This is a genomic window from Micromonospora krabiensis, from assembly GCF_900091425.1.
GTDB lineage: Bacteria > Actinomycetota > Actinomycetes > Mycobacteriales > Micromonosporaceae > Micromonospora > Micromonospora krabiensis.
In genome coordinates this window covers 5,175,803-5,199,549 of sequence record NZ_LT598496.1, presented here as the reverse complement: position 1 = coordinate 5,199,549, position 23,747 = coordinate 5,175,803, and the positions used below count along the sequence as shown (strand labels likewise).

Below are 23,747 nucleotides of genomic sequence, written 5' to 3'. Positions count from 1 at the left end.
TGTGCTCATGAGTTGGCGACTGAAGGTCGGAACGACCCTGGCGGCACTACTCGTGGTGGGCGTGCCCACGCCCGCCGCCGCGGCGACGGATGGTGGGGGCGGCCACGGCGGGTGGGTGCCGGCGCCACAACCTCCGTTCGAGGTGGCCGCCGGGACGCGCTGCGACTTCGCCGCGCGGGTGGAGCCGATCGTCGACGAGGTACGCAAGCTGGTGCTGGCCGAGTACCCGGACGGTTCACCCCGACGGGAGCTGTTCACCGGGGCGCTGATCAACCGGGTGACGAACCTCGAGACCGGGGCGACCAGCACGGCGGACGCCAGCGGCACCTCGCTGGTCGAGTACGCCCCGGACGGCTCGATGACCTGGTACGTCACCGGCCCGGTGCTGCTCGGCTTCCGCGAGAACGCGGGATCCCTGCCTCGCGGGCTGTGGATCGTCGACGGTCAGTTCATCGTCAGGTTCACCCCGACGTTCGAGAAGACCATCACGATGCTGCACGGTACGACGCACAACGTGTGCACCGACGTGGACTAGCCGGTGACGGGCTCGCCGGCCGGCGCCTCGTAGACCAGAGCCACCGCGATGCCCGCGAGCCCCTCACCGCGGCCGGTGAAGCCGAGCCCGTCGGTGGTGGCGGCGGTGAGGGTGACCGGCGCGCCCACGGCGTCGCTCAGCACCCGCTGCGCCTCCTCGCGACGCGGCCCGATCTTGGGCCGGTTGCCGACCACCTGCACGGAGACGTTGCCGATCGCCAGGCCGGCGGCGCGCACCCGCCGGGCGCTCTCGCCGAGCAGCGCCACCCCGGAGGCGCCCGCCCACTCCGGCTGGTCCACGCCGAAGTTGGCGCCCAGGTCACCGAGCCCGGCGGCGGAGAGCAGCGCGTTGCAGGCCGCGTGGGCGGCCACGTCGGCGTCGGAGTGCCCGGCCAGGCCGTCCTGGTCGGGCCAGAGCAGGCCGGCGACCCAGCAGGGTCGGCCGGCCTCGAACGCGTGCACGTCGGTGCCGATGGCGACGCGGGGAACGATCATGATCAGAGGGTACGGCCTCGGTCGGCGGCGGCCAGCAGATGCTCGGCCAGGGCCAGGTCGAACGGACGAGTGATCTTGAGCGCGTACTCCGAGCCGGGCACGCAGAAGACCGGGACGCCCTGCTTCTCCACCAGGCCGGCGTCGTCGGTGAGGGCGTCACCGGCGGCGGCGTGCGCGGCGGCGAGCACCGACCGGCGGAACCCCTGCGGGGTCTGCACCGCTCGCAGGGCGGAACGGTCGACGGTGCCGAGCACCATCTCCTCGGCGCCGACCTCCTTGATCGTGTCGACCACCGGCAGCACCGGGATCACCGCGTGCCGACCCTCGCGGACCGCTGCCGCGACGGACTCGACCAGCTCCGGCGGGGTCAGCGCCCGGGCGGCGTCGTGCACCAGGATGATCTCCGGACCGGGCGGCACCGCGGCGAGCGCCAGGGCCACGGACGCCTGCCGCTCCGCCCCACCTGCCACAACCGTCACCGGGGCGACCGGGGCCAGCAGCTCCCGGACCCCCGCCACGTCGGCGGCCGGCGCGGCCACCACGATCGTGTGCACCGACCCGGCGGCGGCCAGCCGGCGCACCGCGTGGACGAGCAGGGGTTCGCCGCCGAGCAGGCGCAGGGCCTTGGGCCGGCCGGGGCCGAGCCGTACGCCCGCACCCGCCGCAGGCACGAGGACCGCGACGTCACCGCGCGGGTTGAGCTGCGCGGTCACGTCGCGGTCCTCGGGTTTGTTCGCTACGAAGTGGGTACGTCGATGCCGTGCGGACTAGGCCTCGGTCAGGACCTTGTCGAGCAGCGTCTCCGCCTCGTCCTTGGTGCTCTTCTCCGCCAGCGCGACCTCGCCGACGAGGATGTCACGGGCCTTGGCGAGCATGCGCTTCTCACCCGCGGAGAGACCCCGCTCCCGCTCCCGCCGCCACAGGTCACGCACGACCTCGGCCACCTTCAGCGGGTTGCCGGAGGCCAGCTTCTCCAGATTTGCCTTGTAACGCCGCGACCAGTTGGTCGGCTCCTCGGTGTGCGGAGCCCGGAGAACGTCGAAGACCTTGCCCAGGCCCTCCTCGCCGACCACCTCGCGCACACCCACGATCTCGGCGTTCTCAGCTGGCACCCGGACCGTCAGGTCACCCTGCGCGACCCTCAGGACGAGATACTGCTTCTCCTCGCCCTTGATGACCCGAGTCTCGATTGCCTCGATGAGTGCGGCCCCGTGGTGGGGGTAAACAACGGTCTCGCCGACACTGAAAACCATAGGTTCGAAACCCCTTTCGCTGTGTCTAGGGTAACACGCTCAGGCACCGATGTCTCACCGCTGTCCTGACCGTTGGCGCAGCTCAGGGGCCCTGTGAGAGGTATTTCTTCGACTTGACAGGCAGCCAAACCGATGAATCGAACACGCTCCGTGACGCCGGGATGACATCCCGGTACGGGTGAACGGAGCGCCGAGATCAAGGGCTACGCGCTCCCCCATGGTATCCCGTTGGCAGCTCACGCGCCCAGGTGTAGCGGGAGCAGCCCCCGGTACGGGAGGCTTGAACGCGAGCCGCTGTCCGCTCTCCGAGACGGTTCCAGGGGGTCCGATGGGCACGCCGGACGCAGAGGGCCACGGGCCGCCCGAGGGCCTGCCCGACCTGCCACCGGAGTGGGGTCGGGTGGTCGTACCCGACGATCCCTCCGCGCTTGCCGGAGAAGCCGCCCAGGTGCGCCGGGAGATGCGCCGGGCCGCTCGCGGCGGCGCCGGGCGCCCGGCTCTCGGGCTACCACTGGTCGTCCTCCTGGTGGCGGTGCTCACCACGCTCGCCGGCCTGGTGGCGGTCACCTGGCCCCGCACCACCCGCTCGGCCGACCGCCCCGCCCCCGCCCCCGCCCCGTACGACCCACCGGCCGCCGTGATCGGCCGGCCCCTGCCCGCGCTGGACCTAGTCGACGGCGGGCAGTCGCCCGTCCCGCTGCGCGGTCTGCTGCCCGCCGTGATCCTCCTCGTCGACGGCTGCGGCTGCCCGGAGCGGGTGGCCGAGGCGGTCGCGGCCGCACCGGCGGCCGTCACCGTGGTCACCGTCACCCACGGGCCGGCCGCACCCGTCACCGTGCCGCCCGGCGCGAGGGCCGTACGCGCGCTCGGCGACCCCACCGACGGCCTGCGTACCTTCCTGCGGCTGCCGGCACGCCCGAACCACCTCGGCGCGGTGCTGGTCGACCGGGCCGGTGTGGTGGTCGGCGTGGTGCCCGATCTCGGCCCGGTCGAGACGTACCGTGCCGACCTGGCCCGCCTCGCCGCCTGAGCCATGCCGCTTCCCGTGCCCCCGCCGGGCGCTCAGGCGAGTGCGACGAGCTGCGCCTCGACCCGGATCGGCCGGTCGTCGGCCGTCGTCAGCGAGATCCGGAGCGGGTCGCCCGAGCCGACCAGGGTGACTCCGGTGAGCGAGCCGTCACACTCCACCTGGAACTGGTCCTGGCCGGCGGACCGTGAACCGTAGACCGTGATCCGCAGGTCACCCGAACCGACGCAGGAGTGCTGAAGCTCGTAGTGGGCGCCGTCCGTGGTCTGGGCCTGCCGGGTCACGCCCCGCTGCGGGCTGAGCGCCGTCTGCTCACGCCAGTGGGTCCTCGGCAGGTGGGGCAGTTCGGCCTCGACGGCGTCCGCGCCCCGCCGGCGCCCGTCCACGTTGCCGGGGGCCTCGGCCGATCCCCGGTCGACCCGGAAGGCGGCGCCGGTGGAGGGGTCGACGCGGAACACGGCGCCGTTGTCGGAATCGGTCGGCACCAGCCGCGCGGACCGCTCCGCCGACGACTGGGGCGCGCCCGGGGCCGGGCCGGTGAATGGCGCGCTGGCCTGCCACCACCAGCCACCCACGACGAGGGCGAGCGCGGTCGCACCGGCCAGGATCCCGGCCCGCAGCCGGTCACCCGCCTCGCCGCTCGCGTCGCGCCCGCCGCTCACGGGCATCAGCGTAACCGCCGGACGCCCGCCCGATCACCCCTGTCGATCGAGCAGCACGGCGTAGAGGGTGAGGCCCGGCCCGAAGGCGAGCATGAGGATGCGCTCCGGCGGAGTGGCGGCCCGACGCAGCCGGTCCAGGATCAGCAGCACCGTCGGGGACGAGCAGTTGCCGTGCTCGCCGAGCGTCGCCCGGGACGCGGCCAGCGCCTCGGGCGGCAACGCCAGCTCCCGCTCGACCACGTTGAGGATCCGCGGACCACCCGGGTGGACGGCCCAACCGTCCACGTCGGCCACCGTGCAGCCGTACCGGGCGAGGAGGTCGTCGACCAGGCCCCGGACATGGGTGGAGAGCACCTGGGGCACCTTCGGCGACAGCCCCATGCGGAAACCCGCGTCGGTGACGTCCCAGGTCATGTGGTCGGCCGTGGAGGTGTCGGTGACCGAGGTGACCTCGCGCAGCGCGTACCCCGGGCCGTCGGGAAGTACCACGGCCGCGACCGCCGCGTCCGAGAAGAGTGCGTGCGAGACGATCTGCTGTGTGTCCACCCGGGCCGTCGCCGGCTGGATGTGCAGGCTGGTCAACTCGGCGCAGAGCAGCAGAGCCGGGCGCCCCCGGGCGGTCACGAAGTCGCTGGCCGCCCCGAGCCCGGGCAGCGCCGCGTAGCAGCCCATGTGCCCGACGAACATCCGCTGGGTGTCCGGGGCCATGCCGAGGTCCCGGGCGAGCAGGATGTCCAGCCCCGGGGTGGCGTAGCCGGTGCACGAGCAGACGACGAACAGGCCGATGTCGGCGGCGTCCAGACCGGCCGCCGTCAGCGCCCGGCCGACCGCCTCCTTGCCCAGCGGCAACGCCTCGACGAGATAGCGCCGCATCCGCCGCTCCGTCGGCCAGTCGGAGACGTCCTCCAACAGCGGATTGACCGCCGCCTGCCGGCGGCTGACGCCGGAGTTGGCGAAGATCCGCTCCGCCAGCGACCGGGTGGTGCCGGAGAAATGCCGGGAGAAGTAGCCGGCCCACAACTCGTCCTGTGCGGCGGAGGGCGGCTGCGCCGTCCCCAGGCCCGCGATCACCGGTACGGACACGATCCCCACCTCTCGTCCGAACGCTGCCCTTTCCCGGAGCCCCTCCCCGACCCGGGACGAACCCGGGCGCCCCACGCTCACCAACGAGGCGCCGACCCGTCCCGGTCCGGGTCACCGCCCAGCGCCGCGATTCCGAGCCAGTCGGCGCACACGTCCGAGGTGGCCGGGTGCAGCGAGCCGCACCGGGCGTCGCGGTAGAGCCGCTCCAGCGGGTGCCCCCGGCGGGTGGCCGACGTACCCGCCGCCTCCAGCACCGACGCGGCCACCTCGGCGGCGGTGGTGCCGGCGAGCAGCTTGGCCCGCCACACCCAGCGGTTCGTCTCCGCGTCGCCCGGCGCCTCGTCCACCCGCCGCGCCGCCTCGCGGACCGCCAGGTCGGCCGCGGCCACCGCCGCGTCGGCGCGGCCCAGCCGGGACCGGACCGCCGGCAGGCCGGCCAGGTTGCGCGCGTTCAGGTGCTCGGCGGCCGCGTCGATCGCCGCCCGCGCCACGCCCACGTAGACCGCGGCGTAGCTCGCCACCAGCCAGTGCGGCATGAGCTGGGCGACCACCAGGGCCAGGCCCTCCACCCCGCCCAACAGGCGGTCGCCCGGAACCGTCACGTCCAGGTGCAGGTCGTGCGACGCGGTGGCCCGCATGCCGAGCGAGTCCCAGGTCGGCTCGACGGTGAGGCCGGCGCCGGCCGGCACCAGGAACTGCGAGACCACCGACTGGTCACCGGCGCTGCGCGCCGCCACCAGGTAGCCGTCGGCGTGCCCGGCGCCGGAGCAGAACGTCTTGCTCCCCTTGAGGTGCCAGCCCCCGTCGACCGGCTCGTAGACCGTGCTGAGCTGCGACAGCCGGGCCCCCGCGCCCCGCTCGCTCATCGCCACCGCGTACCAGGAGCCCTGGGCGGCCGCGGTGAGCAGCCGGTCCCGGGCGGCCAGGGCCTCGTCCGGCACACCCAGCGCCTCCGCCAGCTCCTCGGTGACCGCGCCGAGGGCGCCGGTGACCGAGGCGTGCATGTTGAACACCAGCGCGGTCGCGCCGTTGCCCCGGGCCAGTTCGGTGGCGACCGCCGCGTACTCGGCGAAGGTCGCCCCCAGGCCGCCCCGTTCGCGGGGGACCATCAGGCCGAACAGACCCGCCTCCCGCAGGTCCTGGAAATCCTCGACCGGGAAGGAGCCGTCCCGGTCGTGCTCCGCCGCCCGGGCGGCGAACCGCGGCGCCAACCGGCGGGCCGCCTCCAGCGCGTGCACCGTCATTTCCGCCCCCTTCTCGGCGTCCCCAATACCCCCGCCGGTCGTGACTATCCTTTCCGGACCCCCCAGCCCTGGTACAGCACCGCAGCCGAGCGGGTCGGCACGATGCGCGGCGCACGCCCGGCCGGGGCCGCCGCCCCACGGGCCCGCCGGAGCAGCCAGCCGAGCAGACCGCCCACCTCGGGGCGTACGCCGCGCACCCGCAGCGCGACACCGTGGCGGGCGCACTCGCTGACCAGCTCACGGTCGTCCACGAACAACCGTGGATCGTGGATGCCCTTCGGCACCGTGGGCAGCCGCTCGCCGAGGTGGACCGCGACGATCCGGCTCAGCAGGGTGTCGTTGAGGGTGTCCAGCACCAGCAGGCCACCCGGGCGGAGCAGCCGGCAGGCCTCGGCCACCACCCGCCGCCAGTCGGGCACGTGCTCCAGCAGCTCGCCCGCGGCCACCACGTCCGCGCAGCCGTCGGCCAGCGGCACCGCCGTGGCGTCGCCGTTGACCGGCGAGACGCCGTGCGCGGCGGCCTGGGCCAGCGCCGAACGGGTCAGGTCGACACCCACGTGCCGGTAGCCCCGGCCCGCCAGGTGCGGCGCGAGCAGGCCGGCGCCGCAGCCGAGGTCCACCAGCAGCGCGCCGGGACGGTCGGCGGGCGGCACCAGGGCGGCCCGCGCCTCGGCGAGCCAGTGCAGCATCGCGAACACGCCGTCCGGCCGCCACCACTCGCCGGCCAGGTCGTCGTACTGCCGCGGGTCGTTGCGCGGCAGCGCCCGCCTCCGGGTGGGCGCCGGAGCCACGTCTCGCATGGGACTGAGCGTGGCATGACTCCCCGGTAACGACCAGACTTCCCTTATGTCGACAACGGTGTTAGGGCTGGTCAGGGCGAGCCATCCCGAACCGACCGCGGCGGTGACCACGGTGGCCGGTCTGCTGGCCGTCGGCGTCGGTCACCGGCCCGCCGGGACCGCCGCCGTGGCACTGTCGGTGCTGGCCAGCCAGCTCGCGACCGGCTGGACCAACGACGCGGTCGACGCCGGGCGGGACGCCGCGGTGGGGCGTACCGACAAACCGATCCCCTCCGGCGCGGTCGGCCGCCGCACGGTGGCCTGGTCCGCGGCGGTGGCCGCGCTCGCCACTCCGGCGCTGGCGCTGCTCACGAACCCGTGGGCGGCGGTCTGCCTGACCCTCGCGCTGGTCTCCGCGCTGCTCTACGACTGGCCGCTGAAGTCCACCCCGCTGTCGGTGCTGCCCTACGCCGTCTCCTTCGGCGCGCTGCCCGCCTTCGTGGTGCTGGCCCTCCCCGGCGCGCCGGCGCCCCCGGTCTGGCTGGTCACCGCCGGCGCCCTCCTCGGCGCCGGGGCACACTTCGCCAACGTCCTGCCGGACCTCGCCGACGACGCCCGGACCGGGGTCCGCGGCCTGCCGCACCGGCTGGGCGCGAACGGCAGCCGGGTCGCCGCCGCCGGGCTGCTGCTGGCGGCGACCGGCACCCTGGTCTTCGGCCCGCCGGGGCCGCCGTCGGGAGTGGGGCTCACCGCGGTGCTGGCCGCCGTCGTGGCGCCGCTCGTCGGCTGGTACGGCGGCCGCGCGGCGGTCCAGGCGGGGCGGCGGCCGGTGAGCGCCTTCCGTGCCGTGATGCTGGTGGCGCTCATCGACGTGGTCCTGCTGGTCACGAGCGGTCGGGTGGTCTGAGCGTCACCCCCCGAGGTGGCATCCCCGGGTCGGCGTGCGGGCCTCGATCAGCCCCAACTACCCTGGAGCGCGGTCTGCGCGGGCATGGCCACCGTGCCCGGCGTACGCGACCGGGTGTGATCGTGACGAGGAGGACCGACGTGACGCGCTCGATCAGGGGTTCCCGGCGGGCGGCCCTGCTGCTGTCCGGGGTGGCGGCGGCGACCAGCCTGCTGCTGTCCGGGTGCGGCGCGGGGCAGATCTCCGAGACCGCCAGCAAGGAGCCGTCGGTCCAGGGCGTCAATCTCTCCGCCGCGAACGGCATGCTCGCGGTCCGTGGCCTGCTGGTGGACTTCCCCGGCGTGGAGGGCTACCGGGCGGGCGAGAACGCCAAGCTCAACGCGGTGATCTACAACGACACGCGCAACCCGGTCACGGTCACCGTCACCACCCAGGACGCCCGCTCGGTCGTCCTCACCGGCACCGGCGCCTCGGCCAGCCCGTCCGCGTCCGCGAGCCCGTCGGAGTCGGCGTCGGCCAGCCCGTCCGGTTCCGCGTCGGCGTCCCCCAGCGGCTCGGGCTCGCCGAGCGGATCGGCCAGCCCGTCGGAGTCGGCCAGCCCGTCGGAGTCGGCCAGCCCGTCGGCACCCGCCGGTCAGCCGGCCCGGATCGAGATCGCGCCGCTCAGCTACGTCCAGCTGAACGAGCAGTCCGGCCGCGTGCTCGAGCTGGTCGGCCTGAACGAGGCGCTGCTCTCCGGTCAGAACGTCTTCGTGACCTTCGACTTCGGCAACGGCAACACGGTCACCGGTCCGGCCCCGATCGCGGTGCCGTTCACCCCGGGCCCCCGTCCCTCCCCGATCATCGAGCGCGAGGGCGGCCACGAGGACACCGACGAGGGCGGCGCCGGCCACGGCGGCTGACCCACCCCGATCTCGACGACACCGCCGGCGTGGCGACCACCACGCCGGCGGTGTCTTCGTTTTCGTCGTACGACACGGCTAGCGTCCGGTTGTGACCACCTCCCGATCCACCTCCCCGCGCGGCGGCGCGGCGACCGGTTCCCGAGGCCGCGCCTCCGCCCGCGAGCCCCGGCCGGCCTACGAGTGCGACGCCTGCGGGCACCAACCGCCCAAGTGGGTGGGGCGCTGCCCGGAGTGCGGCGAGTGGGGCTCGGTGGTCGAGTCGACGATCACCGGTCCCACGGTCTCCGGCCGGGTGGTCAGCTCGCGCATGCCGGCCGAGCCGGCCCGCCCGATCGCCACGATCAGCGCCGCGCCGGCCCGGGCCCGCCCGACCGGCGTGAGCGAGCTCGACCGCGTCCTCGGTGGCGGCCTCGTGCCGGGCGCGGTGGTGCTGCTCGCCGGCGAGCCGGGGGTCGGCAAGTCCACCCTGCTGCTCGACGTGGCCCAGCAGTGGGCCGCCGGCGCCGGCAGCCCCTCGCTCGTGGTCAGCGGTGAGGAGTCGGTCAGCCAGGTCCGCCTGCGGGCCGAGCGGATGGGCACCCTGCACGACCAGCTCTACCTGGCCGCCGAGAGCGACCTGGCCGCCGTCCTCGGCCACCTCGACGCGGTCAAGCCGGGGCTGCTGGTGCTCGACTCGGTGCAGACCATCTCCACCACCGGCACCGAAGGGGTGCCCGGCGGGGTGACCCAGGTCCGTGCGGTCACCGCCGCCCTCGTGTCGGTCGCCAAGGAGCGCGGCATCGCCACCGTGCTGGTCGGTCACGTCACGAAGGACGGGCAGGTCGCCGGTCCCCGGGTGCTGGAGCACCTGGTCGACGTGGTGCTGCACTTCGAGGGCGACAAGCACTCTTCGCTCCGGTTGGTGCGCGGGGTCAAGAACCGGTTCGGCGCCGCCGACGAGGTCGGCTGCTTCGAGATGCACGAGGGGGGCATCACCAGCCTGGCCGACCCGTCCGGGCTCTTCCTCACCCGCTACTCGGAGCCGGTGCCGGGCACCTGCGTGACGGTGGCCATGGAGGGGCGGCGGGCCCTGGTCACCGAGGTGCAGGCGCTGATCGGCGCGACGGTGGCCGGCTCGCCCCGGCGCACGGTCTCCGGGCTCGACTCGGCCCGGCTCGCGATGGTGCTGGCGGTGCTCCAACGGCGCACCGAGCGGCTCACCCTCCACGACCGGGAGGTCTTCGCGGCCACCGTGGGCGGCATCCGGGTGGTCGAGCCGGCCGCCGACCTCGCGGTCGCCCTCGCGGTCGCCTCCGGGGGACTCAACCTGGCCATCGCGCCGCACCTGGTCGCGATCGGCGAGGTCGGCCTGACCGGCGAGGTCCGCCGGGTGGGCGCGGTGCCGCGCCGACTCGCCGAGGCCGCCCGGCTGGGTTTCCGCGTCGCGCTCGTGCCGCCCGGCTGCGGCCCGCAGTCCACCGGCGCCGGGCCGGAGCAGATGAAGGTGATGGAGGTCACCGATGTCCGCTCGGCGCTGCAGCATGCCGCCCGCGCGTCGGCCGAGTGACCGACGGTGGCCGCCGCACGGGAGCGCGGGGGGCGATACCGGACACCCGAGGCGGGGTCGGGCGGGGGCATCGTGACACATCACAGTAACCACGACAGCACCCACCGCACGGCAGTCCGTAGACTGTGCCCGTGCCGATCGACCGCGACACCACCAAGCCTGCCGGCGCGACGCCCCACGCCCGCACCGGCGCCGTGGGTTCGCCGGCCCGTCCCATCAGCATGAGCGTGACCGGAGGCACCGTCGGCGCGGGCGGCGACCCGCTGCGGGCCAACCTGGCGTTGATGGCGCCCGGCACGGCCCTGCGCGACGGCCTCGAGCGGATCCTGCGGGGGCGCACCGGCGCCCTGATCGTCCTCGGCTACGACAAGGTGGTCGAGGGTCTCTGCACCGGCGGCTTCCCGCTCGACGTCGAGTTCTCCGCGACGCGGGTGCGGGAGCTGTGCAAGATGGACGGCGCCGTGGTGCTCTCCAGCGACGGCACCCGCATCGTCCGCGCCGCCGTGCACCTGATGCCCGACCCGTCCATCCCGACGGAGGAGTCCGGCACCCGGCACCGCACGGCCGAGCGGGTCGCCCGCCAGACCGGCTACCCGGTCATCTCCGTCAGCCAGTCGATGCGGATCATCAGCCTCTACGTCAACGGCCAGCGGCACGTGCTGGACGACTCGGCGGCCATCCTGTCCCGGGCCAACCAGGCGCTGGCGACCCTGGAGCGCTACAAGCTCCGGCTCGACGAGGTCTCCGGCACGCTGTCCGCGTTGGAGATCGAGGACCTCGTCACCGTGCGCGACGCGGTGGCGGTGGTGCAGCGGCTGGAGATGGTCCGCCGGATCGCCGACGAGATCGCCGGCTACGTGGTCGAGCTGGGCACCGACGGTCGCCTGCTCGCGCTCCAGCTCGACGAGCTGATGGCGGGCGTCGACGCGGACCGCACCCTGGTCATCCGCGACTACCTCCCGGCGGGCCGCAAGTCCCGCACCCTCGACGAGGCACTGGTCGAGCTGGACCTGCTCGGCGCCACCGAGCTGATCGACCTGGTCTCGGTCGCCAAGGCGATCGGCTACCCGGCCGCCTCCGACGCCCTCGACGCGGCGGTCAGTCCGCGCGGCTTCCGGCTGCTCGCCAAGGTGCCCCGGCTGCCGGTGCCGGTGGTCGACCGGCTGGTGGTGCACTTCGGCAGCCTCCAGCGGCTGCTGGGCGCCACCGTCGAGGACCTCCAGGCCGTCGAGGGGGTCGGCGACGCCCGGGCGCGTGGCGTCCGCGAGGGCCTGTCCCGGCTCGCCGAGGCGTCCATCCTCGAACGGTACGTCTGACCGCTCCCGACGGGTCGCGGCCTGGGCGGCCGGGGTGGCGCCTGCCCAGCGCCCGCGTTTCGGCGGCGGGCCGGACGGTACGGCGGCTGAGCCAGTGGGCCCGGCTCAGCCGGTGATGGTCAGCTTGACCGGCTCGCTGAGCTTGGTGCCCACCCGGGCGAAGACCTGGTAGCTGCCGCCGGGCGGGTTGGGCCCGTTGGCGACGCCGTTGGCGCAGCGGCTGCTGTCCTGGCCGTTCCAGGCGATCTGGTAGGAGCGCTCGAAGTTCGGCGTGAACGACTGGACGTCGGAGCCCTTGCCGGTGCCGCAGGTGTCGGAGGACCAGATCTTCTCCGCCCCCGACTTGATGAACAGCTCCTGGAGGTCGGCGCCCACGTCGCGGCTGCACGTCCGGTCGGACGTGTTCTTGATCTTGAGTTGCAGGTCGACCGGCGCGCCGCGCTGAACGGTGGCCGGCTTCGCCACCGGGATCACGCTGATCTCGGCGTCCGTGCAGCTGCCGTCGTCGCTGCCCCCGGCCGCCGGCGCCACCGGCGGGGCCTCGGGGGGCGAGCTGGACGCGGCGGTGGACGCCGTCTGCTCCCCCTCGGGCGCGCCCGACGGCTCCGCGGACGACGGCTCCGCGGACGGCGGCGCCCCGGTCTGCGGTGTGAGCACCGATCCCGTCGGCCCCGGGCCGGCCGAGGAGGTCGAACCCGCGCGAGGGTTGTCGTCGCCGTTGCCCGACCCGGTGCACGAGTAGAGCAGGACAATCAGGAAGAGAAGCCCCGCTCCGAGTACGACGGCGCGACGCCGCCAGTAAACGGCGGGTGGCAGGGGGCCGACCGTCAGACGCATGATGCCCCCACCGTAGTGGCGCGCGGCCCGGCAACCGTCGCGACGCGCCGGAGCGTCACCAGACCGCGCGACGGATCAGTCCATTGTCGACGCCGGGCCGGTGCGGTCAGAGATAGACCTTGCGCTGGTAGACGGCGTGGGCGCCGGCCACCCGGTCGAGGAAGAGCAGGCCCGCGCAGTGGTCGATCTCGTGCTGCAGCGCCCGCGCCTCGAAGCCGTCGGTGACCAGCCGCACCGGCTTACCCGTGCCGGGCAGGTCCCCCTCGACCACCAGCCGGCTGGCGCGCTTGACGTCACCGGTGAGGTCCGGCACCGACATGCAGCCCTCACGCCCCGGCTTCCACCGGCTCGCCTCGACCACCCGGGCGTTGCACAGCACGAACGTGCCGTGCACGGTGACGGCCTTCGGGTGCCCGGTGACGTCGACCGCGAACACCTGCGCACCCACGCCGACCTGTGGCGCCGCAAGACCGACACAACCCGGCGAGACCCGCATCGTGGCGATCAGATCGGCGGCCAGCCGCACGGTCTCGGCCGAGGTCGGGTCCACCTCGGCGCCGGCCCGGCTGAGCATCGGATGCGGGGCGGCCACCACGGCGCGCACCTCACCGGGCACCTCCAGCGTCTCCGGTGTCCAGTCGCCGAGGCCCGCGTACTCCTCGTCACCGCGGGCGACGTCCGGCCCGCTCCGCTCGCCCGTCACAGCAGGTCCGGATCCGCCGGCCGAAGGCTGACCTCGACGCCCAGCTCGGCAGCCGTCGACACGAGCCGGTCCGCCAGCGCGCCGGCGACACCCGGCGGCAGGTCCACCTCGGCGACCACGACGTACAGCGATCCGGTGAGCCGCGTACTCAGGTCGGTCACGTTGCCCCCGCCCTCGGCGAGGACCCGGGTCATCGCCGCGACGATGCCCATCCGGTCCGCCCCGTGCACCGCCATCACGTACGGCTCGCCGCCCGGCGCCGCCTCGCCGTCCGGCGTCACCGCGCGTACGGTCGCCAGCAGCTGCCCGTCGGCGGCGAGCGGGGCGAACGCGGCCTCGACATCGGCGGCGGCCGGGCCCACGCAGACCAGGGTCATGGCGAAGTGTCCCCGCAGCCGGGTCATCGTGCTGTCGGTGAGGTTCGCGCCCAGCCGGGCGAGCACCTCCGCGACGTCGGCGACGATGCCCGGCCGGTCCCGGCCGATGACGGTGATCGCGAGCTCGTTCATCAGGGCATTCTGCCCGATCCCGTGGCGGTGTCCCGGCGACCCGGCCGGCCCGCCCACCCTCCGGGACCGGTACGCGTGACATCATCGGCGACACCATGACTGAACCGACGTTCGCCGAGCTGGTCAGCCGCTGGTACGAGGAGAACGCCCGCGACCTGCCGTGGCGCAAACCGGACGTCGGCGCGTGGGCGATCCTGGTCAGCGAGGTGATGCTCCAGCAGACGCCGGTGGTTCGGGTGCTGCCCGCCTGGGAGGCGTGGCTGGCCCGCTGGCCCGTGCCGGCCGCGCTGGCCGCCGACAGCCCCGCCGAGGCGATCCGCATGTGGGGGCGGCTCGGCTACCCGCGCCGGGCGCTGCGGCTGCGCGAATGCGCGGTGGCGATCGTGGAGCGGCACGGCGGGTCCGTCCCGGACCGCCTGGACCAACTGCTGGCCCTGCCGGGCGTCGGCACGTACACGGCGCGGGCGGTCGCCGCGTTCGCGTACGGGCAGCGGCACCCCGTCGTCGACACGAACGTCCGCCGGGTCGTCTGCCGGGCCATCGCCGGTGAGCCCGACGCCGGCCCGACGACCCGGCCCGCCGACCTCGTCGCCACCGAGGAGCTGCTCCCCGAGGAACCGGCCGCGGCGGCGCTGGCGAGCGCGGCGTTCATGGAACTGGGCGCGCTGATCTGCACGGCCCGGGCACCCCACTGTGACCGCTGCCCGGTGGAGTCGACCTGCGCGTGGCGCGCCTCCGGCCAGGAGGCGCCGGCCGGCCCCACTCGACGACCCCAGCGGTACGCGGGCACCGACCGGCAGGTCCGCGGGCTCCTGCTGAGGGTGCTGCGCGAGACGACCGGTCCGGTGCCCCATCAGCGCCTCGACCAGGTGTGGGCCGACGACGTCCAACGCGCCCGGGCGCTGGCCGGTCTGGTCGAGGACGGCCTGGTCGAACCGGTCGGCACCGAAGCGTTCCGCCTCGCCGGCGACGGCCCGGCGCCACCCCTCCCCACCCCGAACCTGACCTACTGACGGCCCGTGGATTTTTGCGAGACGTCCGGCTGTCCCCGTTGACGTGCGGAAAAGGCGGGGCCCCGGCGGCTCTCGCCGCCGGGGCCCCGCCCCTGCTACCTGTTGGTCTTACTCGTCCGCGCCCGCGGCGGCAGCGGTGCCGCCGAGGTCGGCGGGAACGGCGTCCGGCACGGTGACCGGCTTGTCCGCGCCCCGGAAGACCAGCTTGGACTTGTCGATGTTGTTCGGGTCGCCCTCGCAGTCCACCACCACGATCTGACCCGGGGTCAGCTCGTTGAAGAGGATCCGCTCGGACAGGTTGTCCTCGATGTCGCGCTGGATCGTGCGACGCAGCGGACGCGCACCGAGAACCGGGTCGAAGCCCTTGGTCGCCAGGTACTTCTTGGCGTTCTCGGTCAGCTCCAGACCCATGTCCTTGTTCTTCAGCTGGGTCTCGATGCGGGCGATCATGATGTCGACGATCGACAGGATCTCCTGCTGACGCAGCTGGTGGAAGACGATGGTGTCGTCGATCCGGTTGAGGAACTCAGGCCGGAAGTGCTGCTTGAGCTCGTCGTTGACCTTCTGCTTCATCCGGTCGTAGTTGGACTCGGAGTCCTCCGACGCCTGGAAGCCGAGCGACACCGCCTTGGCCACGTCACGCGTGCCCAGGTTGGTGGTCAGGATGATGACCGTGTTCTTGAAGTCCACGATCCGGCCCTGACCGTCGGTGAGCCGACCGTCCTCCAGGATCTGGAGCAGCGTGTTGAAGACGTCCGGGTGGGCCTTCTCGATCTCGTCGAAGAGGACCACCGAGAACGGCCGACGCCGCACCTTCTCGGTCAGCTGCCCGCCCTCGTCGTAGCCGACGTAGCCGGGAGGGGCACCCACCAGCCGGGAGACCGTGTAGCGGTCGTGGAACTCGGACATGTCCAGCTGGATGAGGGCGTCCTCGCTGCCGAACAGGAACTCGGCCAGCGCCTTCGACAGCTCGGTCTTACCGACGCCGGACGGGCCGGCGAAGATGAACGAGCCCGACGGACGCTTCGGGTCCTTCAGGCCGGCGCGGGTACGCCGGATCGCCTTCGAGACCGCCTTGACCGCGTCCTCCTGGCCGATGACGCGCTTGTGCAGCTCGTCCTCCATGCGCAGCAGGCGCGAGGTCTCCTCCTCGGTCAGCTTGTAGACCGGGATGCCGGTCCAGTTGCCGAGCACCTCGGCGATCTGCTCGTCGTCGACCTCGCTGACGACGTCCAGGTCACCGGCCTTCCACTCCTTCTCCCGCTGCGCCTTCTGGCCGAGGAGCTGCTTCTCCTTGTCCCGCAGCTGGGCGGCGCGCTCGAAGTCCTGCGCGTCGATCGCGGACTCCTTGTCGCGGCGGACCTGGGCGATCCGCTCGTCGAAGTCGCGCAGGTCTGGCGGCGCGGTCATCCGCCGGATCCGCATCCGGGCACCGGCCTCGTCGATCAGGTCGATCGCCTTGTCCGGCAGGAAGCGGTCGGAGATGTAGCGGTCGGCCAGGGTCGCGGCAGCGACGAGAGCGGCGTCGGTGATGCTCACCCGGTGGTGCGCCTCGTAGCGGTCGCGCAGGCCCTTGAGGATCTCGATGGTGTGGGCCAGCGAGGGCTCACCCACCTGGATCGGCTGGAAGCGGCGCTCGAGCGCGGCGTCCTTCTCCAGGTGCTTGCGGTACTCGTCGAGGGTAGTGGCGCCGATGGTCTGCAGCTCGCCACGGGCCAGCATCGGCTTGAGGATGCTCGCCGCGTCGATCGCGCCCTCGGCGGCACCCGCACCGACCAGGGTGTGGATCTCGTCGATGAACAGGATGATGTCGCCGCGCGTGCGAATCTCCTTGAGCACCTTCTTGAGGCGCTCCTCGAAGTCACCGCGGTAGCGGGAACCGGCGACCAGCGCACCGAGGTCGAGCGTGTAGAGCTGCTTGTCCTTGAGCGTCTCGGGCACCTCGCCCTTGATGATCTTCTGGGACAGCCCCTCCACCACGGCGGTCTTGCCGACGCCGGGCTCACCGATCAGGACCGGGTTGTTCTTGGTACGGCGGGAGAGCACCTGCATGACCCGCTCGATTTCCTTCTCGCGCCCGATGACCGGGTCGAGCTTGCCCTCGCGGGCGGCCTGGGTCAGGTTGCGGCCGAACTGGTCCAGCACGAGGCTGGTCGACGGCGCGGCCTCACCCGCCGCGGCGCCCGCCGCGGCCGGCTCCTTGCCCTGGTAGCCGGAGAGCAGCTGGATCACCTGCTGGCGGACCCGGTTGAGGTCGGCGCCGAGCTTGACCAGCACCTGGGCGGCGACGCCCTCACCCTCGCGGATCAGACCGAGCAGGATGTGCTCCGTGCCGATGTAGTTGTGGCCGAGCTGCAGCGCCTCGCGCAGCGACAGCTCCAGCACCTTCTTGGCCCGCGGCGTGAACGGGATGTGCCCGCTCGGCGCCTGCTGGCCCTGGCCGATGATCTCCTCGACCTGCTGCCGGACGCCCTCCAGGGAGATGCCGAGGCTCTCCAGAGCCTTGGCGGCGACGCCCTCACCCTCGTGGATCAGGCCCAGCAGGATGTGTTCCGTACCGATGTAGTTGTGGTTGAGCATCCGGGCCTCTTCCTGGGCCAGGACGACAACCCGTCGCGCTCGGTCGGTGAACCGCTCGAACATGCCCTCGTGCTCCTCACGTGCCGTGCGCCTTGATGGTCAAAGATCTTGGCGGGGCCGGTGCGCGGACGTCCGGGACGGGCGTCCGTGCCTCATTACTCTATCGCCGCGGACCGACTCAGCTGAGGTCGTGTGTCTCCGGCGGGAGCCGGGTTCGCGTCGTTTTGCACAACCGTGCGCGCTCAGGAGGTGTTCCGGGGCCTCCGGCGCTACGCGCAGAGCGAAATTCGGCCCACTCGTGAGCGGGCCCGTCCGCACCCCGGCGGGGTCGGATCCGTGTCGGCGCGGCCCGTCGACGGGCCACCGGGAGTTGTCCACAGGTTGTGGACGGAATCTCCACCGGTTGTGGACAACGCCGCCCGGCCGGGGTTTCTTCCCCGGCTCTCGGCGCCGGGCGCCGGCGAAGGGGACGGGACGGCACAGACCGGACGAAGGCGACGACGAGCCCCGGAATGCGGCGACGCCGGCCCGGAGGGGATCTCCGGCCCGGCGTCGGGTCGCCTGTGCGATGTCGCCTCGGTCAGCGCCGGGCGTGGAACTCGTCGACGATCTCCTGCGGGATCCGGCCCCGGTCGGAGATGTCCTTCCCGGCCTTCTTGGCCCACTCGCGGATCGCCTTGTTCTGCTCCCGGTCGGCGGTGGCGCCACCCCGGCCGCGTGCCGCCCGACCGCCGACCACCACACCGCCGCGGCCCACCTTGGTGCCGGCGCCCACGTACGGCGCGAATACGTCACGCAATTTCTCGGCGTTCGCACTCGACAGGTCGATCTCGTACTGAACGCCGTCGAGGGCGAACTTGACGGTCTCGTCCGCGTCCCCGCCGTCCAGGTCATCGACCAGCTTGTGAATGATCTGCTTGGCCACGTCCCACATTCCTTTCGAGCAGGGTGCTCCTGCTAACTCGCAAGCACAATAACCCGCGCGACGCTCGCCGCGTCAATAGGATGCGGTTTAGGCGGCCCGGCGGCCGCGGTCGACTACTCGGGCCGGACCAACGGGAACAGGATCGTTTCCCGAATTCCCAGCCCGGTCAGCGCCATCAGGAGCCGGTCGATTCCCATTCCCATACCGCCGGCCGGCGGCATTCCGTACTCCATGGCCCGGAGAAAGTCCTCGTCGAGGCGCATCGCCTCGTCGTCACCACGGGCGGCCAGCTGCGCCTGGGCCACCAGCCGTTCCCGCTGCACGACCGGGTCGACCAGCTCCGAGTACGCGGTGCCGAGCTCGAAACCGAGAACGTAGAGGTCCCACTTCTCGGCCAGCCCCGGCTCGCTGCGGTGCGCCCGGGTCAGCGGGCTCGTCTCCTCCGGGTAGTCGCGGACGAAGGTGGGCGCCTGAAGGCCCGGCACCACCAGTTCCTCGAACAGTTCCTCGGCCAGCTTGCCCGGACCCCACTTCGGGTCGACGGCGAGACCGACCTTGTCGGCGTACTCGACGAGGCGGGCGCGCTCGGTGCGGACCGTGACCTCCTCACCGAGCGCTTCGGAAAGCACGCCGAACAGGGTGACCGAGCGCCACTCGCCGCCCAGGTCGAACTCCTGCCCGTCGGCGTGTGTGACCACCGTCGAGCCGCTCACCGCGACCGCCGCCTGTTGCACGAGATTGCGGGTCAGCTCGGCCATCGTGTCGTAGTCGCCGTACGCCTGGTATGCCTCCAGCATCGCGAACTCCGGTGAGTGCGAAGAGTCGACGCCCTCATTCCGGAAGTTGCGGTTGATCTCGAAGACCCGATCGACGCCACCGACCACGGCCCGCTTCAGAAACAGTTCCGGCGCGATTCGCAGATACAGATCGGTGTTCAACGCATTGCTGTGCGTCACGAATGGGCGGGCCGCCGCGCCGCCGTGCAGCAACTGCAGCATCGGGGTCTCCACCTCGATGAAGTCCCGCGCGTGCAGGGAGTCGCGCAGGCTGCGCACGGCCGCCGCCCGGGTGCGGACCATCTGTCGGGCCTGCGGCCGGACGACCAGGTCGACGTAGCGCTGGCGGACCCGGGCCTCCTCGGAGAGCGGCTTGTGGGCGACCGGCAGCGGGCGCAGCGACTTGGCGGTGACCGCCCACTCGTCGGCCAGCACCGACAGCTCACCGCGCCGGCTGGTGATCACCTCGCCGGTGACGCCGACGTGGTCGCCGAGGTCGACCAGCCGCTTCCAGTCCTCCAGCCGCTCCGCGCCGACCCGGTCCAGCGACAGCATCGCCTGCAGCTCGGTGCCGTCGCCGTCCCGGAGGGTGGCGAAGCAGAGCTTCCCGGTGTTGCGTACGAAGATCACCCGCCCGGTGACCGAGACCCGGTCGCCGGTGGCGGTGTCGGTGGGCAGGTCCGCGTAGCGCGCGCGGATCTCGGCGAGCGTGTCCGTACGCGGGAAGCCGACCGGGTAGGGCTCCACGCCCTCGGCGAGCATCCGGTCCCGCTTCTCCCGGCGGACCTTCATCTGCTCGGGAAGGTCGTCGGCGGGGTCCACTGGCAGGGCGTTCTGCTCGGTCACGGCACGCTTCCTCGTCATGGAGATACGGGGGTCAGGCCCGAGCGTACTCAAGCCCCCACCGGGTCGTTACCGGATAACCTGCCCGTCATGGTGGATCACACTCAGGCTCTCTCCTTCGGTGTCGCCGCAGCCGACTACGACCGGTTCCGACCGCGTTATCCCGAGGACGCCGTGCGCTGGGCCCTGGACGGCGTGGTCACCGGCGACGCCCCGGCCCGGGTCGTCGACATCGGCGCGGGCACCGGAATCCTCAGCCGGGCCGTCCTGGCCCTCGGCCAGGAGGTGGTGCCGGTGGAGCCGGACGACGGCATGCGGGCGCAGCTCGCGGCGGCCACCCCCGGCACCACGCCGCTGGCCGGCAGCGCCGAGGCCGTGCCCCTGCCGGACGGGTCGGCGGACGCGGTGCTGGTCGGTCAGGCGTACCACTGGTTCGACCGGGAGCCGGCGCACGCCGAGATCGCCCGCGTGCTGCGCCCCGGCGGCACCTTCGCGCCGATCTGGAACACCCGGGACGAGACGGTCGAGTGGGTGGCGGAGTTGGGCCGCATCGCGCACATGGGTGACAACTCGGGCGACGTGGTGGAGCGGTACGCGGACTTCGGCCCCGCCTTCGACGCGGTCCAGGTGGGCGAGTTCCGGCACACGACCACGCTCACGCCGGACGAGGTCCTGGGGATGATCGGCACCCGCTCGTACTACCTCACCGCCTCGACGCGGGAGCGGGAGACGGTCGACCGGGAGCTGCGCGAGCTGCTCGCCACGCATCCCGACCTGGCCGGGCGGGCGACGGTGGAGCTGCCGTACCGGACGGTCGTGCTGCGGGCCCGGCGGCGCTGAGGCCCGCGCGGCGCGCGGAGCCCGGCGACGCCCGGTGTCTCAGACGTTGCGCTCGTAGACCATCCGGAGCCCGATCAGCGTGATCATCGGCTCGTGATGGGTGATCGTGCGGCACTCGTCGATCACCAGGGAGGCGAGCCCACCCGTGGCGATCACCGCCTTCACCTCGCCCAACTCCTCGCTCATCCGCTCCACGATGCGGTCCACCTGGCCGGCGAAGCCGAAGTAGAGACCGGCCTGGAGGCACTCGACGGTGTTCTTGCCGATCACCGAACGCGGCCGGGTCGCCTCGACCTTGCGCAGCTGGGCCGCGCGGGCGGCGAGCGCGTCGAAGGAGATCTCGATGCCCGGCGCGAACGCGCCGCCGAGGAACTCACCCCGGCCGCTGATCACGTCGAAGTTGGTCGTGGTGCCGAAGTCCACGACGATCGACGGCCCGCCGTAGAGGGTGTACGCCGCGAGGGTGTTCACCACCCGGTCGGCGCCCACCTCCTTCGGGTTGTCGATCGCGAGCTGCACGCCGGTGCGCACCCCGGGTTCGACGATCACGCTGGGCAGCTCGCCGTAGTAGCGGGCGAGCATCGTACGGAGGGAGCGCAGCGCCGCCGGCACCGTCGAACAGGCGGCCACACCGGTGATCTCGACGGCGTCCCCGGCGAGCAGGCCCCGGAACATGAGCCCCAGCTCGTCGGCGGTCGACCGGGCGTCGGTCTTGATCCGCCAGGAGTGCACCAGCTTGTCGCCGTCGAAGGTCGCCAGCACGGTGTTGGTGTTTCCGATGTCGATGCAGAGCAGCACGATCGAAGCCTAGACAACGACCGTACGGGCGGGCACGGACCGGCCGGTGGCCCGTATCCTGGTCGCATCGCGGCATGAACATGGGTCGATCCCGGCGCGGCCGGACGGGGAGCGGACATGTCGGGGATGTGGTGGGCGCGCGGGCGCAACACCCTGCGCCGTCGCCGGCGCCACGTGCTCGTGCTCGCCGCCCTGGCCGGCGGGGCCAGTTGGATGATCTGGCAGGCTGCCCGCCACGACACCCAGAGCTTCACCGGCGAGTTCTACCTCAACATCGGCGCCGCGCTGATCATGACGCTGTTGACGTACGTGGTGCTCAACCCGCTCTTCCGCGAGCTGCAGACCGCGAGCATCATCGAACACCCCCGACTCGACCGGGACGCGCTCATCGAGCGGGTGGCCCGGTCCCGGGAACTGGTGGCGATCCTGGAGACGTGGACGAGCATGCTGGAGGGGCCGTACGCCCGCCGGTTCGTCGCCGCGCTGCGCTCCGCGCTGGCCAACGGCGCGTCGGTCCGGATGCTGCTGCTCGACCCCGACTCGCCCGCGGTACGGCTGCGCGGGGAGGAGCTGCGCCGGCGCGACGCGTCGGTGGCGATCCTCAACAACCTCTGGCACCTGGCCCGGCTGCACGAGGAGTTGCCCGAGTCGGCCCGCTCCCGGCTCGAGGTCCGCATCTACACCGCCGCGCCCTCGGTGCAGATGTACCGCTGGGACAGCAAGGCGTTCATCTCCTTCTTCCCGGTGCAGGGCAGCACCTTCGACACCCAGCAGATCGAGGCGTTCGTCTCCACGCCGCTCGGTGAGTTCGTCGACGACCGGTTCGCCGAGCTGTGGGAGACCGCCCCGGTGCAGGACCTCGCCGCCTGCCTCAGCCTGCGCCTCTGCCTCCGGCAGGGCGGCCGCGACCTGGAGACCTGCGAGGCGCTCTACGTGCGCTCCGACGGTGACTGGTACATCGCCGGCACCGACCTGGTCCGCAACGTCGCCCGGCACGGGCTGGCCGGGCTGAGCGTGGTGCTGGACCGGCCGGAGGCCGCCGGCGAGGTCTTCACGATCGGCGAGGCGGACGAACTGCCTCCCGAGATCTACAACCGGGTGCTCGAACTCTTCCGGGCCAAGTACGGCCTGGACAGCCGGCAGGACACCGAGAGCAGGGTGATCTTCAACCTGGCGAGCAGCTCGCTCACCACGGTCTGACCGCGCCGGGGCCGCCCGGCTCCCCTACTCGGTACGCAGGTCCAGCGCGATGTCGAGGATGGGCGACGAGTGGGTCAGCGCGCCCACCGACAGGTAGTCGACGCCGGTCGCCGCGTACCGGGCGGCCACCGCCAGGGTCAGCCCACCGGTCGCCTCCAGCTCGGCCCGGTCCCCCACCGCGGCCACCACCTCGACCAGCTCCTCCGGCGCCATGTTGTCGCAGAGCAGGAAGTCCGCACCGGCCTCCACCGCCTCCACCGCCTCGGCGACGGTGGTCACCTCGACCTGCACCGGCACCGCCGGGAACGCCTGCCGCACCCGCCGGTACGCCGCGGTGATGCCGCCCGCGGCGAGCTTGTGGTTGTCCTTGATCATCGCGACGTCGTAGAGGCCGAGCCGCTTGTTGGTGCCGCCGCCGGTGCGCACCGCGTACTTCTCCAGCGCCCGCAGGCCGGGCGTCGTCTTCCGGGTGTCCAGCACCATCGCCTTCGTGCCGGAGAGCGCGTCGGCCCACGCCCGGGTGTGCGTCGCCACCCCGGACATGCGGCACAGCAGGTTCAGCGCCGTCCGCTCGGCGGTGAGCAGCAGCCGGGTCGGCCCGGTCACCGTCGCCAGCACGTCACCGCGGGCCACCCGCTCGCCGTCGGCGGCCACCAACGACACCTCGACCGTACGTTCCGTGCCGGTCATCTCGCCCACCAGCTCGAAGACCGCGGCGGCCACGGCCAGCCCGGCCACCACACCGTCGGCGCGGGCCACCAGGTCGGCGGTGTCCGTCTGCTCGGCCGGGATGGTGGCGACGCTGGTGACGTCGAGGAAGTCCGGGCCCAGGTCCTCGGTCAGCGCGTTGGCGACCACCGCGCGTACGTCGGCCGGGTCGAGGCCACCCGCCCGCAACGCCTGCTCCGTCGACTCCCTCACCGAGCTTCCTCTCCTCGCGACTGCGGGGCTCGCAAACCCGGCTCACTCCTC

Annotated in this window: 24 protein-coding genes; 9 read left to right on the top strand and 15 right to left on the bottom strand. The window is 73.0% G+C overall.

Annotated features, from left to right (window positions below; genetic code table 11):
- The first annotated feature begins 7 nt into the window (after positions 1–7).
- A complete protein-coding gene (locus GA0070620_RS23840) occupies positions 8–535 on the top strand; it encodes a hypothetical protein (protein ID WP_091599277.1) in 528 nt (175 codons plus the stop codon).
- Here the strand turns inward: GA0070620_RS23840 and ispF are convergent.
- Genes ispF through GA0070620_RS23825 form a run of 3 tightly spaced genes read right to left on the bottom strand, consistent with a single transcriptional unit; the run spans position 532 to position 2,282 of the window.
- Positions 532–1,032, bottom strand: coding sequence for a 2-C-methyl-D-erythritol 2,4-cyclodiphosphate synthase (gene ispF / locus GA0070620_RS23835; RefSeq protein WP_091594394.1), 501 nt, complete (start codon positions 1,030–1,032; stop codon positions 532–534). The genes GA0070620_RS23840 and ispF overlap by 4 nt on opposite strands.
- Positions 1,032–1,742 carry a 2-C-methyl-D-erythritol 4-phosphate cytidylyltransferase gene (gene ispD / locus GA0070620_RS23830; protein WP_091594392.1) on the bottom strand — a complete coding sequence of 237 codons (711 nt, stop codon included), beginning with the start codon at positions 1,740–1,742 and terminating at the stop codon, positions 1,032–1,034. Before ispD ends, ispF begins: the two co-directional genes overlap by 1 nt.
- 54 nt (positions 1,743–1,796) lie before the next feature.
- On the bottom strand, positions 1,797–2,282 hold the full coding sequence (locus tag GA0070620_RS23825; protein ID WP_012015454.1) for a CarD family transcriptional regulator: 486 nt from the start codon (positions 2,280–2,282) through the stop codon (positions 1,797–1,799).
- A gap of 328 nt (positions 2,283–2,610) precedes the next feature.
- Here GA0070620_RS23825 and GA0070620_RS23820 point away from each other — a divergent pair, with 328 nt between their 5' ends.
- On the top strand, positions 2,611–3,312 hold the full coding sequence (locus GA0070620_RS23820; RefSeq protein WP_091594390.1) for a hypothetical protein: 702 nt from the start codon (positions 2,611–2,613) through the stop codon (positions 3,310–3,312).
- A gap of 32 nt (positions 3,313–3,344) precedes the next feature.
- Here the strand turns inward: GA0070620_RS23820 and GA0070620_RS23815 are convergent, their stop codons facing one another.
- From GA0070620_RS23815 to GA0070620_RS23800, 4 genes are all read right to left on the bottom strand, one after another.
- Complete coding sequence (locus GA0070620_RS23815) at positions 3,345–3,971, bottom strand: hypothetical protein (RefSeq protein WP_157741702.1); 627 nt, start codon at positions 3,969–3,971, stop codon at positions 3,345–3,347.
- 33 nt (positions 3,972–4,004) lie between these two features.
- Positions 4,005–5,063, bottom strand: a complete 1,059-nt coding sequence (locus GA0070620_RS23810) for a type III polyketide synthase (protein ID WP_091594386.1) — start codon at positions 5,061–5,063, stop codon at positions 4,005–4,007.
- Positions 5,064–5,131: 68 nt separating this feature from the next.
- Positions 5,132–6,298 (bottom strand): acyl-CoA dehydrogenase family protein, encoded by a 1,167-nt coding sequence (locus GA0070620_RS23805; RefSeq protein WP_091594384.1) that lies wholly within the window; start codon positions 6,296–6,298, stop codon positions 5,132–5,134.
- A gap of 44 nt (positions 6,299–6,342) precedes the next feature.
- Positions 6,343–7,098 carry a methyltransferase domain-containing protein gene (locus GA0070620_RS23800; protein WP_091594382.1) on the bottom strand — a complete coding sequence of 252 codons (756 nt, stop codon included), beginning with the start codon at positions 7,096–7,098 and terminating at the stop codon, positions 6,343–6,345.
- Between the two features lie 46 nt (positions 7,099–7,144).
- Between GA0070620_RS23800 and GA0070620_RS23795 the strand changes: the two genes are divergently transcribed.
- The 4 genes from GA0070620_RS23795 (at position 7,145) to disA (ending at position 11,751) form a co-directional block, all read left to right on the top strand.
- Complete coding sequence (locus tag GA0070620_RS23795; protein WP_091594379.1) at positions 7,145–7,984, top strand: UbiA family prenyltransferase; 840 nt, start codon at positions 7,145–7,147, stop codon at positions 7,982–7,984.
- Between the two features lie 140 nt (positions 7,985–8,124).
- Positions 8,125–8,886 carry a hypothetical protein gene (locus GA0070620_RS23790; RefSeq protein ID WP_091594377.1) on the top strand — a complete coding sequence of 254 codons (762 nt, stop codon included), beginning with the start codon at positions 8,125–8,127 and terminating at the stop codon, positions 8,884–8,886.
- A 91-nt stretch (positions 8,887–8,977) separates the two neighbouring features.
- Complete coding sequence (gene radA / locus GA0070620_RS23785; RefSeq protein ID WP_091594375.1) at positions 8,978–10,435, top strand: DNA repair protein RadA; 1,458 nt, start codon at positions 8,978–8,980, stop codon at positions 10,433–10,435.
- A 131-nt stretch (positions 10,436–10,566) separates the two neighbouring features.
- Positions 10,567–11,751 (top strand): DNA integrity scanning diadenylate cyclase DisA, encoded by a 1,185-nt coding sequence (disA, locus tag GA0070620_RS23780; protein ID WP_091599274.1) that lies wholly within the window; start codon positions 10,567–10,569, stop codon positions 11,749–11,751.
- A gap of 105 nt (positions 11,752–11,856) precedes the next feature.
- On the opposite strand, the gene GA0070620_RS23775 is transcribed toward disA, so the two are convergent.
- From GA0070620_RS23775 to GA0070620_RS23765, 3 genes are all read right to left on the bottom strand, one after another.
- Positions 11,857–12,588 carry a hypothetical protein gene (locus GA0070620_RS23775; RefSeq protein WP_091594373.1) on the bottom strand — a complete coding sequence of 244 codons (732 nt, stop codon included), beginning with the start codon at positions 12,586–12,588 and terminating at the stop codon, positions 11,857–11,859.
- 106 nt (positions 12,589–12,694) lie between these two features.
- Complete coding sequence (locus GA0070620_RS23770) at positions 12,695–13,291, bottom strand: peptide deformylase (protein WP_091594371.1); 597 nt, start codon at positions 13,289–13,291, stop codon at positions 12,695–12,697.
- Positions 13,288–13,800, bottom strand: coding sequence for a glycine cleavage system protein R (locus GA0070620_RS23765; protein ID WP_091594369.1), 513 nt, complete (start codon positions 13,798–13,800; stop codon positions 13,288–13,290). The genes GA0070620_RS23770 and GA0070620_RS23765 overlap by 4 nt, the downstream gene beginning before the upstream one ends.
- 95 nt (positions 13,801–13,895) lie before the next feature.
- On the opposite strand from GA0070620_RS23765, the gene GA0070620_RS23760 reads away from it, so the two are divergent.
- Positions 13,896–14,813 (top strand): HhH-GPD family protein, encoded by a 918-nt coding sequence (locus GA0070620_RS23760; RefSeq protein WP_091594367.1) that lies wholly within the window; start codon positions 13,896–13,898, stop codon positions 14,811–14,813.
- Between the two features lie 108 nt (positions 14,814–14,921).
- Here GA0070620_RS23760 and GA0070620_RS23755 read toward each other — a convergent pair whose 3' ends face one another.
- The 3 genes from GA0070620_RS23755 to lysS all read right to left on the bottom strand — a co-directional run bounded on the left by GA0070620_RS23755 (position 14,922) and on the right by lysS (position 19,940).
- Positions 14,922–17,456 (bottom strand): ATP-dependent Clp protease ATP-binding subunit, encoded by a 2,535-nt coding sequence (locus tag GA0070620_RS23755; protein ID WP_091594365.1) that lies wholly within the window; start codon positions 17,454–17,456, stop codon positions 14,922–14,924.
- Between the two features lie 517 nt (positions 17,457–17,973).
- Positions 17,974–18,318: a histone-like nucleoid-structuring protein Lsr2 gene (locus GA0070620_RS23750; RefSeq protein WP_197677479.1), complete on the bottom strand. Its 345-nt coding sequence runs from the start codon at positions 18,316–18,318 to the stop codon at positions 17,974–17,976.
- Between the two features lie 113 nt (positions 18,319–18,431).
- The gene (gene lysS, locus GA0070620_RS23745) at positions 18,432–19,940 is read right to left on the bottom strand and encodes a lysine--tRNA ligase (protein WP_091594361.1); all 1,509 of its coding nucleotides are present in this window, start codon (positions 19,938–19,940) and stop codon (positions 18,432–18,434) included.
- An 87-nt stretch (positions 19,941–20,027) separates the two neighbouring features.
- Between lysS and GA0070620_RS23740 the strand changes: the two genes are divergently transcribed.
- The gene (locus tag GA0070620_RS23740; RefSeq protein WP_091594359.1) at positions 20,028–20,777 is read left to right on the top strand and encodes a class I SAM-dependent methyltransferase; all 750 of its coding nucleotides are present in this window, start codon (positions 20,028–20,030) and stop codon (positions 20,775–20,777) included.
- 39 nt (positions 20,778–20,816) lie between these two features.
- On the opposite strand, the gene GA0070620_RS23735 is transcribed toward GA0070620_RS23740, so the two are convergent.
- A complete protein-coding gene (locus GA0070620_RS23735; protein WP_091594357.1) occupies positions 20,817–21,575 on the bottom strand; it encodes a type III pantothenate kinase in 759 nt (252 codons plus the stop codon).
- A gap of 117 nt (positions 21,576–21,692) precedes the next feature.
- Here GA0070620_RS23735 and GA0070620_RS23730 point away from each other — a divergent pair, with 117 nt between their 5' ends.
- Positions 21,693–22,775 carry a hypothetical protein gene (locus tag GA0070620_RS23730; RefSeq protein ID WP_157741701.1) on the top strand — a complete coding sequence of 361 codons (1,083 nt, stop codon included), beginning with the start codon at positions 21,693–21,695 and terminating at the stop codon, positions 22,773–22,775.
- A 24-nt stretch (positions 22,776–22,799) separates the two neighbouring features.
- On the opposite strand, the gene nadC is transcribed toward GA0070620_RS23730, so the two are convergent.
- Complete coding sequence (gene nadC / locus GA0070620_RS23725) at positions 22,800–23,696, bottom strand: carboxylating nicotinate-nucleotide diphosphorylase (RefSeq protein ID WP_091594353.1); 897 nt, start codon at positions 23,694–23,696, stop codon at positions 22,800–22,802.
- Positions 23,697–23,747: the final 51 nt, after the last annotated feature.

What these genes read in the sequence shown, in the direction of transcription:
- GA0070620_RS23840 (WP_091599277.1), top strand. Translation starts at nt 8, where the DNA reads ATGAGTTGGCGACTGAAGGTCGGAACGACCCTGGCGGCACTACTCGTG.
- GA0070620_RS23825 (WP_012015454.1), bottom strand. Translation starts at nt 2,282, where the DNA reads ATGGTTTTCAGTGTCGGCGAGACCGTTGTTTACCCCCACCACGGGGCC.
- GA0070620_RS23820 (WP_091594390.1), top strand. Translation starts at nt 2,611, where the DNA reads ATGGGCACGCCGGACGCAGAGGGCCACGGGCCGCCCGAGGGCCTGCCC.
- GA0070620_RS23805 (WP_091594384.1), bottom strand. Translation starts at nt 6,298, where the DNA reads ATGACGGTGCACGCGCTGGAGGCGGCCCGCCGGTTGGCGCCGCGGTTC.
- GA0070620_RS23800 (WP_091594382.1), bottom strand. Translation starts at nt 7,098, where the DNA reads ATGCGAGACGTGGCTCCGGCGCCCACCCGGAGGCGGGCGCTGCCGCGC.
- GA0070620_RS23795 (WP_091594379.1), top strand. Translation starts at nt 7,145, where the DNA reads ATGTCGACAACGGTGTTAGGGCTGGTCAGGGCGAGCCATCCCGAACCG.
- GA0070620_RS23775 (WP_091594373.1), bottom strand. Translation starts at nt 12,588, where the DNA reads ATGCGTCTGACGGTCGGCCCCCTGCCACCCGCCGTTTACTGGCGGCGT.
- GA0070620_RS23765 (WP_091594369.1), bottom strand. Translation starts at nt 13,800, where the DNA reads ATGAACGAGCTCGCGATCACCGTCATCGGCCGGGACCGGCCGGGCATC.
- GA0070620_RS23760 (WP_091594367.1), top strand. Translation starts at nt 13,896, where the DNA reads ATGACTGAACCGACGTTCGCCGAGCTGGTCAGCCGCTGGTACGAGGAG.
- GA0070620_RS23755 (WP_091594365.1), bottom strand. Translation starts at nt 17,456, where the DNA reads ATGTTCGAGCGGTTCACCGACCGAGCGCGACGGGTTGTCGTCCTGGCC.
- GA0070620_RS23740 (WP_091594359.1), top strand. Translation starts at nt 20,028, where the DNA reads ATGGTGGATCACACTCAGGCTCTCTCCTTCGGTGTCGCCGCAGCCGAC.
- GA0070620_RS23730 (WP_157741701.1), top strand. Translation starts at nt 21,693, where the DNA reads ATGTCGGGGATGTGGTGGGCGCGCGGGCGCAACACCCTGCGCCGTCGC.